General features: G+C 62.3%; 16 protein-coding genes. 5 read left to right on the forward strand and 11 right to left on the reverse strand.

The genetic code is table 11. The features are described 5' to 3' along the window. Positions 1–28: 28 nt before the first annotated feature. Both CRO06_RS04810 and CRO06_RS04815 read right to left on the reverse strand, forming a co-directional pair. Positions 29–2038 carry a hypothetical protein gene (locus CRO06_RS04810; protein ID WP_097057845.1) on the reverse strand — a complete coding sequence of 670 codons (2010 nt, stop codon included), beginning with the start codon at positions 2036–2038 and terminating at the stop codon, positions 29–31. A 75-nt stretch (positions 2039–2113) separates the two neighbouring features. Beyond that, on the reverse strand, positions 2114–3022 hold the full coding sequence (locus CRO06_RS04815; RefSeq protein ID WP_097057846.1) for an NAD(P)-dependent oxidoreductase: 909 nt from the start codon (positions 3020–3022) through the stop codon (positions 2114–2116). Between the two features lie 138 nt (positions 3023–3160). Between CRO06_RS04815 and CRO06_RS04820 the strand changes: the two genes are divergently transcribed. Beyond that, the gene (locus CRO06_RS04820; RefSeq protein WP_097057847.1) at positions 3161–4054 is read left to right on the forward strand and encodes a LysR substrate-binding domain-containing protein; all 894 of its coding nucleotides are present in this window, start codon (positions 3161–3163) and stop codon (positions 4052–4054) included. Positions 4055–4141: 87 nt separating this feature from the next. Here the strand turns inward: CRO06_RS04820 and CRO06_RS04825 are convergent, their stop codons facing one another. After that, complete coding sequence (locus tag CRO06_RS04825) at positions 4142–5656, reverse strand: flavin monoamine oxidase family protein (RefSeq protein ID WP_342352120.1); 1515 nt, start codon at positions 5654–5656, stop codon at positions 4142–4144. Here CRO06_RS04825 and CRO06_RS04830 point away from each other — a divergent pair. Continuing rightward, on the forward strand, positions 5649–6206 hold the full coding sequence (locus tag CRO06_RS04830) for a TetR/AcrR family transcriptional regulator (RefSeq protein ID WP_218839866.1): 558 nt from the start codon (positions 5649–5651) through the stop codon (positions 6204–6206). The two genes, CRO06_RS04825 and CRO06_RS04830, sit on opposite strands and share 8 nt — an antisense overlap. A gap of 65 nt (positions 6207–6271) precedes the next feature. Here CRO06_RS04830 and CRO06_RS04835 read toward each other — a convergent pair whose 3' ends face one another. Continuing rightward, positions 6272–8050, reverse strand: a complete 1779-nt coding sequence (locus CRO06_RS04835) for an AMP-binding protein (protein WP_097057850.1) — start codon at positions 8048–8050, stop codon at positions 6272–6274. A gap of 88 nt (positions 8051–8138) precedes the next feature. Further along, the gene (locus CRO06_RS04840; RefSeq protein ID WP_097057851.1) at positions 8139–8735 is read right to left on the reverse strand and encodes a TetR/AcrR family transcriptional regulator; all 597 of its coding nucleotides are present in this window, start codon (positions 8733–8735) and stop codon (positions 8139–8141) included. A 90-nt stretch (positions 8736–8825) separates the two neighbouring features. Between CRO06_RS04840 and CRO06_RS04845 the strand changes: the two genes are divergently transcribed. Beyond that, positions 8826–9740, forward strand: coding sequence for a crotonase/enoyl-CoA hydratase family protein (locus tag CRO06_RS04845; protein WP_022995275.1), 915 nt, complete (start codon positions 8826–8828; stop codon positions 9738–9740). Here the strand turns inward: CRO06_RS04845 and zapE are convergent. Continuing rightward, positions 9727–10872 (reverse strand): cell division protein ZapE, encoded by a 1146-nt coding sequence (gene zapE, locus CRO06_RS04850; RefSeq protein WP_080531257.1) that lies wholly within the window; start codon positions 10870–10872, stop codon positions 9727–9729. The genes CRO06_RS04845 and zapE overlap by 14 nt on opposite strands. 176 nt (positions 10873–11048) lie before the next feature. On the opposite strand from zapE, the gene hmpA reads away from it, so the two are divergent. Together hmpA and argC are read left to right on the forward strand one after the other, a co-directional pair. After that, positions 11049–12272: an NO-inducible flavohemoprotein gene (hmpA, locus tag CRO06_RS04855; RefSeq protein WP_097057852.1), complete on the forward strand. Its 1224-nt coding sequence runs from the start codon at positions 11049–11051 to the stop codon at positions 12270–12272. Between the two features lie 119 nt (positions 12273–12391). Then, a complete protein-coding gene (argC, locus tag CRO06_RS04860) occupies positions 12392–13342 on the forward strand; it encodes an N-acetyl-gamma-glutamyl-phosphate reductase (RefSeq protein WP_022995272.1) in 951 nt (316 codons plus the stop codon). A 21-nt stretch (positions 13343–13363) separates the two neighbouring features. On the opposite strand, the gene CRO06_RS04865 is transcribed toward argC, so the two are convergent. From CRO06_RS04865 to CRO06_RS04885, 5 genes are all read right to left on the reverse strand, one after another. Next, a complete protein-coding gene (locus CRO06_RS04865; protein WP_022995271.1) occupies positions 13364–13633 on the reverse strand; it encodes a DUF7218 family protein in 270 nt (89 codons plus the stop codon). A gap of 150 nt (positions 13634–13783) precedes the next feature. Further along, entirely contained in the window at positions 13784–16006 is a 2223-nt protein-coding gene (locus CRO06_RS04870) for a TonB-dependent receptor (RefSeq protein WP_097057853.1), read from the reverse strand. A 76-nt stretch (positions 16007–16082) separates the two neighbouring features. Next, on the reverse strand, positions 16083–17078 hold the full coding sequence (locus CRO06_RS04875; protein ID WP_014995456.1) for a FecR domain-containing protein: 996 nt from the start codon (positions 17076–17078) through the stop codon (positions 16083–16085). Further along, the gene (locus CRO06_RS04880) at positions 17075–17608 is read right to left on the reverse strand and encodes a sigma-70 family RNA polymerase sigma factor (RefSeq protein ID WP_022995268.1); all 534 of its coding nucleotides are present in this window, start codon (positions 17606–17608) and stop codon (positions 17075–17077) included. The genes CRO06_RS04875 and CRO06_RS04880 overlap by 4 nt, the downstream gene beginning before the upstream one ends. A gap of 64 nt (positions 17609–17672) precedes the next feature. Continuing rightward, positions 17673–18800 carry a Wadjet anti-phage system protein JetD domain-containing protein gene (locus CRO06_RS04885; protein WP_097057854.1) on the reverse strand — a complete coding sequence of 376 codons (1128 nt, stop codon included), beginning with the start codon at positions 18798–18800 and terminating at the stop codon, positions 17673–17675. Position 18801 lies beyond the last annotated feature (1 nt).

Genomic DNA, 18801 nt, shown 5'->3' on the forward strand with positions numbered 1-18801 from the left:
GCGGGGTCGGAAATAGCCTGCTGGCTTGTTACTGTATGCCGGGAGCGTCTTCCGTGACATCGACCAGGACCACCAGGCCGAGTTCATTGGGATCGCCATCATCGGGTACCCAACGGGTGGTGAATACGCCCAGGCTGGCATCCTGGTTGAAGAACCCTTCCATGAGGTTATGACCGTCTTCGTCGTTGAGGGTCAGTGTTGTGGCGCCCTGGGCGTCGACGCTCACGGCCACGGGTTGATTGATGCTGTCCTGCTCCACGGAAAGATCACCGCCGAGGCCGCTTTTTTCCACCACGGTAAAGTGGCCGTCCAGGGTGCCGGCGGTGGCACTGTTCAGGTTGATGTAGCTGTTGAACCGGCTGTTGATCATCTCAATATCACTGGTTCCGTTACCGGCTCCCTCCAGTGACACGGACAACAACATCAAACGGTATCGCTTACCGGCGATATCCGGGGTGCTTTCCGGTAGTTTCACCATCAGAGTTTTGTTGAATTCCGCCCAGAGCGTGTCGTTGTTTTCGGTTTCCGCGAAGGCGATGAAGTCGAAGCTGTCGTTGATGAATCCATCGGTGGCCGTCGGCTGCCCTTGTTCGCTGCCCGCTGAAACAATATCCCCTTGGGCGGAGATGACAATCGGCTCTCCCGTGGAGCCGGTTTCGGATAGGGCCATGTAGGTGCCGCCGCTGCTTTCCAGCCCGACCCGGTGTCCCGTGCCGTCGCCTTGGTCGAAGGTGCCGTCGCCGTTGAAAGTGACGCGGCTGACTTCAGTCTGCAGCTCGATAACACCGGACTGCACGTAGGTCTCCATGAAAACCCGCCCGAAGGTGCCGTTAAGATCGGAACTCTCCATGGGCGAGGGGGAGCGTGCGAAGACCTCCAGGGCCCGAAACGCCTCGTCTCCTTTCCGGTCATTGGGGTTCAACGCATCCGGTTGCTGATCACCATTGGTGTCGGTAGTGCCATAGCGCACCGCGGCTTCCTGGGAAAGCAGGAAAAACAGGCCCTTCTCCTTCACTTTCTGCAGGTTGTAGACCATTGCGGGGTAGCGAAAGGCGTAATCACCGTTCACGCTTTCTTCGAAGGGGCCCTCTATGGTGAGAAGGCCGGAATGACTCAAGGTGCCAGAGAGAGCTTCACTATCCTCGATGCCGGTTTCATAGAACAGTGAAGCGGTTGCCACACTGGAGCCGGAGAAGTTGGAATAGGCATTCTCTTCGGTCTCTAGCGTGATTGACACGATATTGCCGCCGCCGTCGGCGAAACTGAATTCGCTTAACCAGAGATCATTGGCGAAGGTGCCGAAGTTGTCATTGTCGCTGTCATGCAACCCCAGGCCGAAGGCGGAGCTGCGATAATTGCCGGTAACGCCGCTGGCATCGCCTGGTTGGCTGTTGATGGCCGCGACCTGCTGTTCCACGAACTCACCCACTTCCAGGTCCAGTTTGGAAAGCATGTCACTGAGATCGTTGCCAGCGGTGAGGTCGAACGTATCCACCTTGCCTTTTAATGTCACCACTTCGGAGACGGTCAGTTGGTCAAGATCCACGCCTTGTTCAATAAATTTTCTCAGCACGAATTCGGATACCGGATTGATGTCCACCATTCGGTCGACCACCTGGGCGCGCATCTGAGCACCGGATCCCGTGATACGCACGAGCAGATTGCCTGCCAGGTTCACGTCTTGTGGCAGGGGCAAAGTGTAATCCCCGCTGATCGAGGTAACCGTTTCCGCAAGCACGTCGCCCACCGGATTGCCCTCGTCGTCGATTCGCAGAAGCTGGACGGTGGCGCCTGCCACCGGGTCAAGACCGGTGATCGCCGCGTTGGCGGGGGAAATCAGCAGGTTCAGGGCGATCTCCAGAAAGCCCGGTTGAGGGTGAATGGCCACCGCGCCAGTTGGAGCGGTGGCGGTACCGTTGATGCTCAGGCCGCTATCGCCATCCCCGGCGCCGCCGCCGGAAGAGGAGGAGCCACCGCACCCGGAAACAAGTGTGGCCGATGCCACCGAAGCAATCAGGAGTAAGGTCGTTTTTTTCATCGTCGTTCCACCAGTCCCAAATCAGAGTCTCTTGAGTGTAGGGAGTCGGTAGAGCGCGCACATACCCCATATGGGTTATCGGTGGATTCCACCGGGGCCAGAGCCTGTGTCCCGGATGCCGATGGCTTTGATCACCGAGACCATATCCGTTTCCCCCAGGCCCATGGCTTCGGTATTGGCGTAGAGAGCAAGACAGATATCCATCAGCGGGGAGGCGATGCCGGCGGCCCGTGCTGATTCCACCACCAAACGATTGTTCTTCAGCACATCGGTGATGCCTGCCTGCCGTTCAAAGTTGTGTTGCAGCAGTTTGGTCATTTTGCTGCGGGAGACGTCACTGGCCATGGGGCCCGCATCAAGAATCGCCGCGAAACACGCCATGTCCAACCGGTGCCGTTGTGCGAAATGGGTGGCTTCGGCAAGCCCGGTGACCAGCGTGATGAGGAAGGTGTTGATCGCCAGCTTCATACGCAAGGCGCCAGGCACCGGGCCGCAGTCGAAACTTTCATGACACATCGCCGCGAGGAGTGGACGGACCGCCTCGACGTCCTCTTCTCTACCCGCGAGCATAGCCACCAGCCGGCCGGCTTGTGCCGGTTGGCGCGAACCGGAGACGGGCGCTTCAACATAGCGACCGCCCGAGGCCTGGATATCGGTGGCGAGCGAGAGGGAGTATTCCGGGGGAACGGTGGACATATTGACGATCGTGCGGGCCGCGACGCGCTTGGGGAACTCCGGCTCGTTGCGGGCCAGCACCGCGTCGATGGCGCCGCCGTCGGTCAGCATCAGAATGATCGTGCCGCATTGATGATACAGATCCCGTATGTCCTTCATCGCCGTGGCGCCGGCGGCGACCAAGCGTGGGTACTTCGTCGTCGATCGGCTCCAGACCCGCAGCGGGATGCCTGCCGTTGCCAGATTCAAGGCCATGGGTTCGCCCATGGTGCCCAGGCCGATAAAGCCGATGGGAGGGGAGACCACCATATTTGATTACCCCGATAGCGTTGGATCGGCCGTTGGCGGTCACCATGACCGCCGGCACTGGGCGGTACTGTAGGAAGCTGATCTTCTTTTGTATATCGAATAATATTAAAGTGAAACTTCAGTAAAACGGGTATGTGAGTGGCGGCCAGATTCGATATTGATGCTTTGCGTACTTTGGTGGCGGGTACCGATGCCGGCAGCTTTGCGCGGGCGGCCGTGCAACTCGGCCGCTCTCAGTCCGCGGTCAGTATGCAGTTGAAGCGCCTCGAAGAGCAGGCCGGCCTGGTGTTGTTCGAGCGCAAGGGGCGTGGGCTGGTGCTGACCGAGGCTGGCGATGCGCTGCTGCACTACGCCCGCCGCATCGTCGAACTGCATGATGACGCGGCCAGAGCGCTCGGGGCGGCCACCAGGGCGGCGACGATCCGGGTCGGATTGCCGCAGGATTTTGCCGAGGATGTTCTGCCCGAGGCGATGACGCTCTTTGCCCACCATAATCCGGATGTGCATGTGGAGGTGAGGGCGGGTCGGAACCATGCTCTGGAAGAAGAGGTGCGCGCGGGCAGGCTGGATCTCGCCATCGCGTTTGCCCGGCCCGGTACCGCGGCGGCGGGGGATTCCCTGGTCGCCATGCCGATGTACTGGTTCAAAGGCACGGAGCCGGTAAGTCGTGCGGATCCTTCGGCGCCGATTCCCCTGGTGCTCTTTAACCATCCTTGTTTGTTCCGGCAGGCCGCATTACAGGCTCTGGATAAAAAGGGCGTGCCATGGAGACTGGCGTTGACCACGCCCAGCCTTCCCGGCGTTTGGGCGGCCTTGCGGTTTGGTCGCGGCATTACGGCTCGAACGGCCCATGCCATTCCTGAAGGCATATACAGGATCGATGATGGCGGCACTCTTTCGTCTCTCCCGCCTCTCCCACCCCTCCCGCCACTAGAACTGCGGATGTTCGTCCGCTCTGATTTATCGCGAACCGCCGCGCGGTTCAGGGACGTGCTTGCCTCGGTGGTTCAGCGCTTGGCGGGCCATGCATGACAGGCCGGATCAGGCGGATGACCGCGAATGCGTGAGAAGAACAGGGGGCGGGTATGAGGTGTGTATTCGCTTTTTTAGCGCGTCTCATTATCTCTGCGCCGCGATCACTTCCCTGGCGGCGCGCATGCCTGACTGCAAGGCGCCCTCCAGATACCCCGTCCATTCGATGGCGGTTTCCGTCCCGGCCCAATGAATCCGGCCGCAGGGTTCCCGCAAAGTGTCGCCGAAGGAGGTGATGACGCCCGGAGCGGTGTGAGCCACGTAGCAGCCCCGGCTCCAGGGTTCGGCGGTCCAGTCCTGTTCCACGTAGTCGATGGGGTTGGCGGCGTCCTGACCGAAGTAATGGACCAGATCGGTAATCACCTGTTGGCGTCGGGCCGTTTCGTCGTGGGCGCTCATGGCGATGGCATGGTCGCCGTCGATAAAGCCCACCAGGACGCCCATGCCGCTGTCATCCAGTGACTGGTCGAAGACCACATTGAAAATCCGGTCGTTGCTGACGACGGCGCCATTGAGACCACGCTGACGCCAGAAGGCGCTTTGGTAAGCCACATGAATCTTGATCACCGAGCCCATGGGCATGCGCTCCAGCAAGGCGCTGCGTTTGGAGGGCAGGGGCCGGTTGTAACCAATCTTGCCTGCCAGCACCGGCGGGACCGCCATGATCAAGTATGGCGCGGTGTATTTCCGCCCTTCGGTGGTGACGGTGACGTACTGACCGTTCTGTTCCACCGCCAGTACCGGGGCATTGAGCACGATGCCGCCGCCGAGCTGTTCGGCCATGCGCTCGGGAATGCGCCAGGCGCCGCCGATGAATTTATCCTGCTGGGCGCCCCCTTGGGTGCCGATCAGGGTTTCCAGTCCCTGCCCCTGGCGCAGGTATTCCAGGAAGCACAAATAAGAGACCTGGCGGGGTTCCGCGCACAGCACGGCGCGGGCAATGGTGCGGGCGAATTCCCGGGCGCCACGGGTGTGAACGTGTTTGAGGATCCAACTTTCCAGAGTTTCTGAATCCCATTGTTTGGCTTTCACTGCCAGCCAGGGTTCGGCGGTGGTGGGCAGACTTCGCATCTCCTTGGCCCATCTGCGTTCAAGTCGCCCCAGTTCCAGCAGGGACAGGAACGGCAGCCTGGGGATGTCGGAGCGGTAGCTGCTGAGCTTGCCATCCAGGGAAAGCAGGCTGGCTCCGGTTGTATATTGGGGTGTGGTTTTTACCCCCAGCGTGTTGGCTTGATCCAGCAACAGGGTCTGTTGTGGTCCCACCCACTGGCCGCCCAGATCGATGGTCTGGCCGGCGATTTCACCGGGCATGGAGCGCCCGCCCACCCGGTCCCGGGCCTCCAGTACGGTCACTCGCTTGCCTGCCTGCTTGAGTTCCAGGGCAGCCTTGAGCCCCGCGAGGCCCGCGCCAACGATGATGACATCCTGCCGCGGATCGGTATGGTTCATGGTGTTCTCGCACTCTTCCGGTGTCGGGAACTGGAATTTAGTAAACGCGTTCACTAAAATCAACCCCATGACCTCGACACAATCGAAAACCGCTCGCCGTGGCCGCCCGCCCCGTAGCCGGAAACAGGCGCGGGACAGCCGCCAGATGATCATTCGTGCCGCCCGCTCGCTGTTCGCGGAGGAAGGCTATCACGGTGTCTCCATGCGCAAGATCGCCACCATGGCCAACTGTTCCCCGGCCGCGCTGTACAAACTGTTCCCCGGCAAGCGTCAGCTATTGCTGCATATTTGGGAGGAGATCTTTGCCGGATTGATCGAGGCGTTGAACGCCTGCTATCAGAACACGCCCGCCGCCGGGCGATTGGAAACCCTGTGTTTGACGTTCATCGATTTCTGGTTGTCCCGCCCTGACGACTATCGCGCCATTTTCCTGATCGAAGATCAGCCGAAGGCCGAGGGCGAAGGTTATTTCGTGGAAAGTTCCGGGATACAGGATGGGCTGAGGATTTTCCGTCAGGCCATCGTGGATGCCCAGACGCAGGGCAATCTTGGCGCGGGGGACCCGGACGAAATGCAGAGCGTGTTGCTGTGCGGAATGCAAGGTGTGGCGATGAACCTGATCACCATCCCTGAGTACCCTTGGGGTGACCCCGAGGTGGTCAAACGTGTCACGGTGCGGGCTCTGATCGCCGGATTACAGTAGCCGGGTGGGGCCGGGCCGATGTGACGGGAAGATGGTGAAATCGCCATCTTCCCTGGAGGTTGTCTTTACATCAGCTCAAGGCCCAGGTCGGCCAGTACCTTGTCGGCTTGTTCCCGCTGTTCCTCGGTTGGTGTGCGCTTCCAGTGCAAACTCACTTGTCGGGCACCGTTGTCCTGGCAGGTCACTGTCTCCAGGGCATCAACCGAGGATAATACGGCGCGAACCTGATGCTCGGTGGCCAGCTGTTTGAGTTTATAACGGGCGATTTTCCCCACCGGGGTGAGCGGCATTTCCTCAAGGATGAAGGCGTGCTTTGGCCGGGCCGGTGGTTCGGCGATGCGCTCACCCGTATGCGCGATGAGTTCCTCGGGGCTGACCTGCGCTCCCGGTGTCAGCGCGACATACAAAACCGGGAGTTCACCCGCATAGGCATCGGGCATGGCGACCGCCGCGGCCTGCGCCACGGCCGGGTGTTCCATGGCCACCTCCTCGATCAGTAGCGGGTCGATATTGTGTCCGCTACGAATGATGATTTCCTTGCTGCGGCCGACCAATCGTAGATCGCCCTCCTCGGTGACTTCGCCGAGATCGCCGGTGCTGATCCAGCCATCGGTGGGGCCGCCCTGGATGCCGTCGTTGGTGCGATAGCCCAGAAAAACATTCGGACCGGACACGAACACTTCACCGGTATCGCCGCGTTGGAAGCTGCCGTCCGGGCCGCCAATCGCCACCTTCATCATCGGGATGGGCTTGCCGCCGCAGATCGGGTGGTAGCCGCCATCGGCTTGTTGCGCGGTGGTGATGCCGGCGGTTTCGGTCTGGCCATAGAGCTGACACACCGGTTTGCCGCTGACTTCTTCCACCTTCCGCTTCAATTCAGCGGGCAGTGGCGAGCCGCCGGTTACGAACCCTCGTAATGTACTCAGTGTCGAGCCGGCTCGTGGGCTGGATACCATCGCCGAGAGCATGGTCGGTACTCCGCCGACAAGGGTCGCCCGGGTCTCGTCCACCAAAGGCCAGAAGCGGCTGATGACTTCTGGATTGCGTAGGCCCAGGGCAGTAGGAAACATCAGCGTGACGCCGGCCGCGATGCCGGAAAGCAGCATGTCGACGGAACCGCCGACGTGAAACAGAGGCAGCCCGGTAAGAATGCGATCGTTCTGCCGCCATCCGAGCGCCGAGGCAGCCATGATCGCGCCGGCCGCCAGATTGCGCTGCGTCAGCTCGGCAAGTTTGGGGGCGCCGGTGGTGCCGCCAGTGTGAACCAGCGCCGCCGGTGCCTCGGGAAAATCCTCAACAGGTGAATCAGTATTGCCGGCTGCAAGCAGCCGTGCCCAGGAAAACGAGTCTGAAGTCGGCTCTCCCAGCGCCACCTCGACCAGGTTGATCTCGCTATCCAGTAACTCGATGGCGGCGCCGACCCGCTCGCGGACATCCAGGGCGGGGTGAGGCCCCATGACAATGACCTCCCTGGCCCGGGCCAGTTTGAACTGGGCGGCCAACGCTTCCGGAGACAACAACAGATTCACCGGGAAAGCGACGCCCACGGTGAGGGCGGCAATCAGGCTGGAGACCGCTTGAGGAACCAGTGGCAGAAGTATGGGGATACCGTCTCCCTGACTGACGCCTCGTGCTTTCAGTGCCCGGCAAAGGGTTTCCACTTCCTCGAGTAGCTGACCATAAGTGAGTGTCACGGGTTGTGGGTCGCTGGCATCGCGCAGATAGATCAGCGCGGGATGATCCGGACGCCGGGCTGCGGTCCGGCGCAGCAAAGCCAGCGGGCTGGGAGCCTGTTCAAGCAGTTTGGCGGCCTCAGTGTCGTCATGAGGAATAGCCTGGCTCATCGATTCGTCTCCTGTTTCTTTGTTTTCAAATGAGGATGGATTGCCAACCCGCCCGAATTGAGACGAAAAGAGCTTTCGGTGACGGTGCTCAGGTTTCCAGTGATTTTTTGATCACTTCAACCCACAACGAAATCATTCGCCATCGATATTCGGGCCGTTTTCTCAGGATGTCGGAGAAGGCCACGCCTCTGAGGAATTCCACGCTGAGATCCGCCAGAAGCTGATAATTTTCGTGCTTCTTCCAGCATTCAAGGAGCTTCCCGACCACCCGGTCCAGGTCAAAGCGGGCTGCTTTTTCCGCCTGATACAGAGCGTCGCGTAATTCCTGATCGTTGCGTGAAATCGCCCACAGCTCCATTTCGGCCAGATACGAGGGGCGGGCCATGTTGTCGCTTAATGCGATCAGCGCTTTTTCCACGTCCTCGGCCGGGTCCGAGCAGCTCAGAAAGGATTCATTGATCTGTTGCTCGTTCATCCGGACCAGTCTCTCGATGGTGGAGGCGAGTAATTCCGCTCTGCTCGGGAAGTGATAAAGCAGGGCTCCGCGACTCACGTTCGCTCTTTTCTGAACCGCCACCGTGGTGGTTTTTGCCACGCCTTCATCAATCAGCAATGCCACCGCCGCGTCGGTAATCCGGTCCTTCAAGGAAGGGACGGGCCGTGCTTCGGACGTTGAGGTCTTCATTGAGTTTGCACTCCGAAATCCAGGGTGATACTTTGCAGTCAGTCATGACTGACTGTCAAGAAGTCGAAAACCCCCTTATTGGAGAGAATCATGCTGGAATTGACAACCGTCCGGATTTCCCAGGATGAGAAAAACCCAAGAATCGCCCGGCTGCTCCTCAATCGTCCGGAAAAACTCAATGCCATCATCGATGAAACCGGTGACGATATCCGGCGCGCGGTAAGGTGGGCGGAAGAGAACGACCAGGTCCACGTGATTGTCGTTGAAGGCGCCGGCAAAGGGTTTTGTGGCGGTTACGATCTGACCTACTACGCTGAATCACAAAGAGAGAATCCCTGTCAGCAGGAAGCCATGCCCTGGGATCCCATGGTCGACTACGCCCATATGAAGCGGAACACCGAGGATTTCATGAGCCTGTGGCGGTCCCGTAAACCCACCATCGCCAAGATTCATGGCGCCGCCGCCGCCGGCGGAAGCGATATCGCGCTGTGCTGTGACCTGATGATCATGGCCGAGAATGCCCGTATCGGTTACATGCCCACCCGGGTCTGGGGATGCCCGACGACCGCCATGTGGACCTATCGGCTTGGGCCTGTCCGGGCCAAGCAGATGATGTTCACCGGGGATCTGATTTCCGGCAAGCAGGCTGGTGAATGGGGCCTGGCCAACTATGTGGTGCCGGAGGAGGAACTGGACGCCAAGACCATGGAAGTGGCGGGGCGCATTGCCGGGGTGCCAAGCAGCCATCTGAGCATGCACAAACTGGTGGTGAATCAGGTCATGCTGACCATGGGCCTGGAGCAGACCCAGATGCTGGCCACGGTGTTCGATGGCATCACCCGACACAATCCGGAAGGTCTCTGGTTCCGCCGTTATGCTCAGACCGAAGGGTTCAAGGCGGCCATCGAATGGCGTGACAGCGGCCGCGACATTCCTGAAGGCGATGAAGCGCGCCGCAAGATCGCCGAGCTGGAACAAAAGTTGAAGGAACTCAAGGGAGAGTGAGTCTCTCTGTCTGGCCGCTTCCCGGGTCCGACGAAGGGTGCGGCCAGGTCTGCATGGCATGGAGCCGGCTCACTGTTCTCTGAAAGGGCAAGATCAGATGCCCTTCCGTGTAGAGCCTGTCCAGCGATACATCGGCGTGCACGTAGAGCGGGCAAAGGCGGTCATAGCATTCGTCCACCAGGGCGATCAGCCGGCGTACGGCGTCGTCATGTCTGGACAGAGCCGGCAGCGCCCGGTCACCAGCGGCGACCTGGCTGGCGGCGTCCTCGGTGCCACGGGCGATGCCGGATGCCTTCGGTTTGCCACCCAGGGCCGGCACATCGCTGAGAAAAAGCGCCTGGAAATGGCTGCAAAGCGCCATGTAGTCAGAGCTGGACCTGGGTGTTTCACAGAGTTGAGCGAAGGTGGACCAGAGAGCGTGTTTCCCACGCCGGACCACCGGCAAGAGGCGCCGCTCCAACGTCCAGGGGGTGTCGGTAGCCGATTCTCCCGTTTCGAGATAGTCCAGGAAGGCGCCTTCCAGCGGCTCGCGATCCGCGATCCAGTATCGGGAAAAGGCGTTGCCGGCACGGAGCCGGTGGTCCTGCCCGCCGTCCACCCGGAGCACCTTGAGATGTTGCTGTAGTGCGCTGACAGCGGGGGCGAAGCGGTCATAGTTAAAACCATCCTGATACAGATGTTCCGGTGCGCAGTTGGACGTGATGATCAGCGTCAGCCCGGCGTCGATGAGCGTTTCAAATAGCGGCCCCAGCAGCATGGCGTCACCGATATCGCTGACGAACAGCTCGTCGAAGCAGAGCACGCGCAGTTCACCGGCCAGCTCCCTCGCCAAGTGGCGAAGCGGATCGCCGTGGCCGGTTAATTGGAACAAGCGTCGATGCACCCATTGCATGAAATGGTGGAAATGCTGGCGGCGGACCGGGACCGAAAGACTGTGATGAAACTGGTCCATGAGCCAGGTTTTGCCACGGCCCACCGGTCCCCAAAGATAGAGCCCGGCGGGGCGTTCGCCCCGTTTCAAAGCGTCAAAACACTGTTGCAGCGCGATCACGGCCTGTTCCTGGCCGGAGTCCATGGTGAAGCCATCCTTCAAGGCCTGGCGGTAGAGTGTCAGAGGGCCGGACTGGGGCATGGCGGTCACTGCCGAGGGTGGAAAGAGTTTGCTTGAGGTGAGCGGGAAATACGGTGTCGGCGGAACCACGGAAAGTCAAGCGCCTGGCTGCGGCGGGGCGAACTTGATTTATGTTAAAGATGTACATAATATACCTCTTTATAAGATGTATTTTTAATGTACCTTAAGGAGGTGCCATGCTGTCAGCGGCCCAGATGGAGATCATCAAACAAACCGTTCCCGTGTTGGAGGACCATGGTGAGGTGCTGACGCGCCACTTTTATCAACGGATGTTCCGGGAAAACCCGGAGGTGCTGGCGTTCTTCAATCCGGCCCATCAGCATGCGGGAACCCAACAGCGCGCGCTGGCGGCCGCCATATGCGCCTACGCACGGAACATCGAAAACCCGGCCATGCTGGCGGGAGCGGTGGAACTGATCGCCCAGAAGCATGTCTCTCTGGGCATCCAGGCCGAGCATTATCCGATCGTGGGAGAGAACCTGCTGGCGTCGATCCGGGAAGTGTTGGGCGAAGCGGCCACGGATGAGGTCATTGATGCGTGGGCGGCGGCTTACGGGGCATTGGCGGATCTCTTTATTCAACGCGAAGGTGAGATTTACCGCCACCAGACCGAGGTCCATGGCTGGCAAGGCTTCAAGCGGTTCGTCGTCCGGCAACGGGAAGCTGCCAGCGACAATATCGTTTCCTTGTATCTGGTCCCTGAAGACGGCCAACCTTTACAACCCCATCAGCCCGGTCAGTACGTGACGTTGCGTGTCACGCCTGAAAACGGTGTGCCGGTGATGCGCAACTATAGTTTGTCCAACCGGCCGGGCTCGGAGCACTACCGGATCAGCGTGAAGCGGGAGCTGGCCTGTGACGCCGGGGCCCCGGACGGTGTTTGCTCCAACTATTTGCATGACCGAATCGCGCAAGGCGATGTGGTGGAACTGGCGCCGCCCTGCGGTGAGTTTGTGTTGACCCCCGTCGCGGAGGCCGGCAAGCCGCTGGTCCTGATTGCCGGCGGTGTCGGTATCACGCCGATCCTGTCCATGCTTTATGCGGCTTTGGAGCAGCAGCCTGACCGGGAAGTGATCTTTATTCAGTGCGCCCTTAACGGAGCGGTGCGTCCGTTCGAGCGGGAACTGGCCACGCTGCGCGGGGAGTATCCCAATCTGACCGTCCATGTACGCTTCAGCGAGGCTACTGATGAGGACCGTATCCGGGCGCTTCATGACAGTGAGGGCCTGCTGGATTCCGCTCTGCTGGATCAACTGATCGGAGACCAGGACGCGGAATTCTACCTATGCGGCCCGGCGCCAATGCTGAAGCACGGTTGGCGGCTGCTGAAGCAGCGCGCCGTGGAGGACGCCGACATCCATTTCGAGTTCTTCGGACCCGCCGGGGACCTTGCCGCTTAGCGAGCCCGAAGGCCGCCGGTTGAGATCGGGGGCGGAAAGCGCGGAAAATAAACCTGTCCGTTGCAAGCGCCCCGCCGGATACTTAGGCTTGGCGGTCTGTTTCACCGGGAGATCCGAAAATGGCATTCAAGGTTTATGTGGACGGTCAGGAAGGCACCACCGGTCTGCGTCTGTTCGAGTACCTGGAAGGGCGCGCGGACATTGAGCTGCTGCGCATCGACAGCGCGCTGCGCAAGGATCCGGCCGAGCGCGCCCGGCTGCTGAACGCCGCCGACGTGGCCTTCCTGTGCTTGCCGGATGCCGCCTCGCGGGAAGCGGCGGCCATGGTGGATAACCCGGACACCTGCCTGATCGACGCCAGCACCGCGTTCCGGGTAGCCGACGACTGGGTCTATGGACTGCCGGAACTGGAAGCCGGGCAGCGTGACCGCATCCGTGCCAGCAAGCGCATCGCCAACGTGGGCTGCCACGCCAGTGCCTTTATTCTGGCGGTGCGGCCGCTGGTGGATGCGGGTCTGCTGCCCGCGGATTACCCGCTCAGCGCCACCTCCCTGACCGGCTACAGCGGCGGCGGCAAGAGCATGATCGCCGACTACGAAGCCGATACCGAGGGCCGCCTGCGGGCGCCGCGCGCCTACGCCCTCGGCCTGGAGCACAAGCATCTGCCGGAAATGCAGCGCTACACCGGCCTGACCCGGGCTCCGATCTTCGTCCCCACCGTGGGCCCTTTCCTCAAAGGGCTGGCGGTGACCGTGCCGCTGCAAATGTCCCACCTGAAACCGGGCACCGACGTTGGCCAGCTCTATGAGGCCTTGCGGCACCGGTACGCCGACGAGCCGTTCATCCGCGTCCACGCCCCGGACGATCCCGCCGGCCTCAACGGCGGTTTCTTCGACGTTCAGGGCAGTAACGACACCAACCGGGTGGATCTGTTCCTGTTCGGTAACGGCGAGCGCCAGTGCGTGATCGCGCGGCTGGATAACCTGGGCAAGGGCGCCGCCGGCGCCGCGGTGCAGAACATGAACGTGCATCTGGGGATCGACGAGACCACCGGTCTCCTGATCGACTGATCCGGCGCCCCCGGCGCCAGGTCAATGATGGCGCAGCGCGTCGATGAGCTGCGCCTTCTTCATGCCGCTGCGGCCCTCGATGCCGACCTTCCTGGCCTGCTGATATAACGCTTCGCGGGTCCAGTCCTCATAGGGGGGCTGTTTGCCGCCCTTGCGTCCGGCGTTCGGAGTGTTGGCGATGCGGGCGGCCTTGGACTTACTCATGCCCCGGTCGCGCAGTGCTTCATACTGATCGGGGTTCTTGATCTGCTTGCCCCTTGCTTGAGTAGAACGAGCTTTGCGAACAGCCATGATCGTCTCTCCTCACATGATGGATAAGCGGACTCCCATGGTGCATTCCTCAGGTTGGACACGTTGTATAACTTTGCAAAGTTGCGATGGTCGTGGAAATCAACCACCGCAACCCGGCTCCATACTGAAAACGCAGCCTCCGCGTTTCGCTCAGAAGTCGTAACGCGCCTGCAAAGCAATGGAGCGGCCCGGTTCCAGCAGTGGACTTACATCGGGGAACTCCTGCCCATAGCTGGCCCGGTCCACGTAATCCTCGTCATTGAGGTTGTCCACCGACAGGCGCAGGGTCAGCGGCGGCACCGGCCGGTACTCCGCGTAGATGTCCACCACCGTGTAGCCCTCCTGTTTGGCGCCGTTGCTCTCCACGTCGTCGTTGTCGAGGGCGATTTCCGCGCTGGCGCCCAGTTCCAGCGGCCAGCGTGGCACCGCGAACACGCCGCTGACGGTGATCAACTCACCCAGCGGCGCGGTGAAATAGTTGCCGTCGTAGGAGGTGGCCGGGTCGCCGTCTTTCTCCGAATCGATGTTGGCGTATTTCACTGACACTTCGCCCAGGCGCCCCATGTAGCCCACCGCCAGGTCGTAGCCATCGATGTCGAAATCCGCCACCGCGGCCGGATCGCCGCCGTAGGACGGCACCCGGGCGTTGGCGATGGCGGTGCGGAAGCGATTGGCCTCGGCGAAGAAGCCGCCACGATGCAGGTGCAATCCGGCGGTACGGTTGTGGGCGCGCACCGGCTCCAGATTGGCGTAGTCCCAGGCGCCGTTGAGGATGTAGTTCTCGGCCAGGGCGGTGCCCGCCCAGACATCGGTGTAGCCAGCGTTCAGTGACAGATGATCGTTGACGTGGAACTCGCCGAACACGTTGCTGCTGACGCCCTCGTCGTCGTGGTGGGAATCGTCGGTACCGGTGAAGGTCTGGTCGTCGTAGCGGGCGCCATAGGAGAGTTCCAGCCGTTCCCACAGATCCTGGCGAAACTGCACGAAGACCCCGGTATTGCGGGCGGCTTCCTCCAGGTCCGCGCTGCCGGCCTCACGAAATATCGCGCTGTCATCGTAATGATCGAGGCCGAAGGTGATATTGGCGAAGCGGGTGTGCGCCACGTTCTTGAGGGTGGCGGAGACGCTTTCGGTGATGCCGGTGTAGACCACCCGGGTATCCGGCGCGGACAGCGGCACTTCGCGGGTGTCCAGTTCGGTTTCGTTATGAGCCAGCGTTACCGCCGGGTTCCAGTAGCCCTGGCCGGTGTCGCGCTGGTAATTGAAGACGGTATTGCGGCGGGTCAGATCGTAGACCCGGGAATCGGGCACCGGCCGGCCGCCGTCCAGACCGGCGAAGTTGGCCCGGTAGGGGCGGGCGGCGTCATCGTTGACCACTTCGTGACTGAGCTCGAAGCGGCCCGTCCCGGCACCCTCGTAGGCCACTTTGGCCAGGCCGCTGATCAGTCCGGGGGCGGTGAAGCGGGCGGTGTCGCCGTTGCCGTCTTCGTAGTCATTGCCGTCGGTATGCTTGATGTAACCCAGCCCCTCGAAGCCGCCGGCCCGGCCGAAGGCGGCGCCGGCAACGGACCGGGTATCGCCGTTGGAGGCATAGCGTCCGTCCAGGAAAGCGCCCGCATTGTCGTCCGGCGCCAGCAGATCGGCCACGTCCACGGTCTCGTAGGCGAGACTGCCGCCCAGTGCGCCGGGGCCGGCGTCGGCCGCCGCTACACCGGCGGAGGCGCGCGCGGCCTTGAGCAGGGACGGGTCGATCAGATTGGTGGCGTTGTGGTGGAACACCTTGTTGTTCTGCCGGGCGCCATCCACGGTGACCACCATGGCGGTTTCCTCGACACCGCGCACATAGACTTTCTGGTTCATGGCGATGGGGCCGCCCACCGCCACCGAGGCCTCCTTCTTGAACAGATCCTTGATGTCCTGCGGACGCTGCGCCTCGATAGTCGCGCGGTCGTAGTCGAGGGTGCGCGGCCGCCCGCCCTGGTGAGTCGGCGCTGTGACCGTCACCGGGGCGAGCCGGGTGCTGGTGCTGGCGGCCTTGAGCGTATAGCTGCCGTCATCTTGACGTTCGGCCATCAGTCCGCTGCCGGCCAGGATACGGTCGAGCGCCTCCTCGCGGCTGAAGCGGCCGCGCAGGCCGTCGCTGTGCTTGTCCGCCGTGAGCCGGAGGTCGCCGGCAATAAAGGTGCCGGAGCGTTCGGCGAAGCGCGTCAGCACCGTGTTCAGCGGCCCGGGGGGAATGTCGTACTGCTGTTGCTCGCTGCCGGGCGGGGTGGTTTGGGCGGTGGCGCCGGTGAACGGTACGCCGCCCAGACCCAGGGCCACGCCAAGGGCCAGGGCGCGCAGCCGGCGGCGCGTCGGTGCTGAATGTGACACGGTATCTCCTGTTGTCGTCGGTGCCCGACAGTGCGGGCTTACCAATACATCGAACAGGTAGGCTGAAAGCGGAAAATTATTTTTCTTCTGCCCGGAAGCCGGGGCCAGGGCCGATCTCCGTCCACCAGGGCAGAGGGCGTTGGATACGGATCGGCAGGGCCGCCTCCAGCATGGTCAGCGCCCGTTCCGGTTGCGCCAGCGGATAACCGCCGAAGACCCGCAGACCGGCCACTTCCGGCGCCACGTTGATGAAGCCGTGTTGGTAGTGCCCCAGCTCCTTCACCAATTCGTCGAGGCGGATGTCGTCGGCCAGCAGGATGCCCCGATGCCAGGCCTCGCGCGCCGGGTCCGCCCGGGCGGGTGTCTCGATGTCCGTTGCGGAAAAGCGGGTCTGAAAACCGGCCGGTAGCCGCGCCTGCTGGTGGCCGCGGGTGGTGATTGCCACCTCGCCTGCGTAGACCGCCAGGAAAGTGCGCTCCTGTTCCAGACGGACGGTGAAGCGGGTACCCAACGGGCGGGCGACGCCTGCTGGTGTGGCCACTTCCAATGGCCGTGGGTCGGGGCCGGTTTCCAGCAGGATCTCGCCGCGCAGTAATTGAAAGTGGCGCTGGGGTCCGGTCAGGTCGGTGTTCAGCGCGGTGTCCGTGTTCAACCATACCCGGGTGCCGTCCGCCAGTTCCAGGGCGCGGATCTCGCCGACGCCGGTGCGGTGGCTGGCCCGCCAGGCGGCGATCCGCTCGCCGGCGCCGGTGACCTGCCAGCCGGACCAACCGAGGCCGCCGCTGGCAAGCAGCAGCGCCAATCCCTTGATCACGCCCCGGCGCCGCAGCCGATCATGGCGTGCGCGCTCCAGAGTGGCTTCGGTGTGATGTGGATGGTCTCCAGTGGCGGCTTCGAAGCGCTGCTCCACCTGTTCCACCAGGCGCCAGCCCTGTTGATGGTCCGGGTGCCGGGCCAGCCATTGCCGCCAGCGCTCGGTGTCCGACTCCGAGGCCTGGCCGGAACGCAGTAGCGCGAACCAGTCGGCGGCGTCACTGAGGATCCGGGGATCGAGCGGCGCGGATCGTGTCACGAGTGGGGCTCCGGGGCGCCATCCAAACGCGCCTGCAAACGCAGACAGGCGAGCATTGCCCGCGACAGATGGTTGCGCACGGTGCGGTCGGTTATCCCCAGACGCTGGGCGATTTGCTTGCCGTTCAGGCCGTGCACCATGGACAGCACGAAAGTGCGCGCCACCATCGGCGGCAGCCGTTTCAACATGCCGTCCACCGCCACCAGCGCTTCCAGGGCGGCGGCGCTTTGCTCGGCGGATGGCGCCTCGGCCTGCGGATGGTGGGCCAGGGTTTCCAGCCAGGCCCGTTCGATTTCCCGGCGGCGCCACAGATCCACGCACAGCCCCCGGGCCATGCGGCTCAGATAAGGGCGGGCGCTGCCATGATCCAGCGGTCGCGGCCGCGTCAGCAGACGCAGGAAGGCATCGTGGGCCAGGTCGGCGGCATCGTCGGCATCGCCCAAGCGGCGCTGCAGCACGCGGTGCAACCAGCCGTGATATTCACTGTACAAGGCGTGGACCGTAAGGGGGTCCCGTGTGGCGCCGGACATTTGCCGCCCCCGACATTTTTATAAGGTTAGGGATGACGGCGAGTCTATGTGAGAATGGATATCATTACAATGGTGTCCGGGGGGAGGACAGAACCGGGAGGAAGCCTTCCTGATCCAGAAAACGCTGGTGATCGCGGAGGGCGGGCAGCAGTTGCTGGTCCGCGTAGGGGCAGCCGGTGTTGCCGGAATCGTTCTGACGTCCCTTGCCCGCCTGTTCGGCGCCATGGCCCTGGCCATCCTCCAGCGCCAGGAGCATGGGCTCATAGCCCGGGCGCCAGGCCGTCAGTTGCGGCAGGCTGTGTCGCAGCGCGGCGAGAATACCCAGGCCAGCGAAATCCAGATCGCCCCAGAAGAACGCGGGCAAGGTGTTACTGAGCCAGCGCGCCTGGAAATCAGCGCCGTCGCTGCCGGGCAGAAAGGCGAAACGGGTGTGGGGGCTGGTGAGGCGCTGAGCGCTGGCGCGGAAACCGCCGCTGTAGAGCAAGGCGTGGCCGACGGGCGCCTGTTCCACCAGACGCAGGAAGCTGTCCTGGTTTTCCACGATCAGTAATCGCTCGAAACCGGCTGGCGCCCAGGCGGTGAGCAGTAAAGGACGTGGCCGGAGGCATTGGGCGCGCTCGCCGAACAGGCGGGCGAGCAGGTCCTGGCGGCCATCGAGAAACTTGGAGTCGCCGCGAAAGCAGCGGGCGGAGAGTTCACGCAAGGTGAGGTCGCTGTCCAGCAAATTAGCGGCAAGGACGAAGTGGCCGACCATGTCTTCCGGTGATTCACCGGCCAGTGCCGGTTGGGCATCGAGCAGAGCCGCGCCGCCATCCTGGAAATGCGCTTCATGGCCGCTCAGAGCGTTCTGCCAGGCTCGTCTCCGTGGATCCACGCGGGGACGATCGAGCCAGTCGCGCAGTAGTGCCTCGCAGCTTGGATCAAGACGCAGTTGGGCGTTCTCGTAGCGTTCCTGAAAAGGATCCAACCGGGAGTCGTATTGGATGCTGAAGACCCGGTATTCCCGTGCCAGCCGTTCCACCAACTGCCAGCGATAGCGGGTGTCCTCACTGAAGCGGAACAATTCCGGCACCGTGGTTTTTTTGACCCGGCGGGTAATGGCCTGGGTGCGCGGGCGCTCCAGCCGGTCCAGGAACCAGCCCAGTAACCGCCGCAGCCAGGGCTCCTCCTCCAGCCAGGGCGGCGCGCTCATG

The sequence above is a fragment of the Alloalcanivorax xenomutans genome, from assembly GCF_900217905.1.
Lineage (GTDB): Bacteria > Pseudomonadota > Gammaproteobacteria > Pseudomonadales > Alcanivoracaceae > Alloalcanivorax > Alloalcanivorax xenomutans.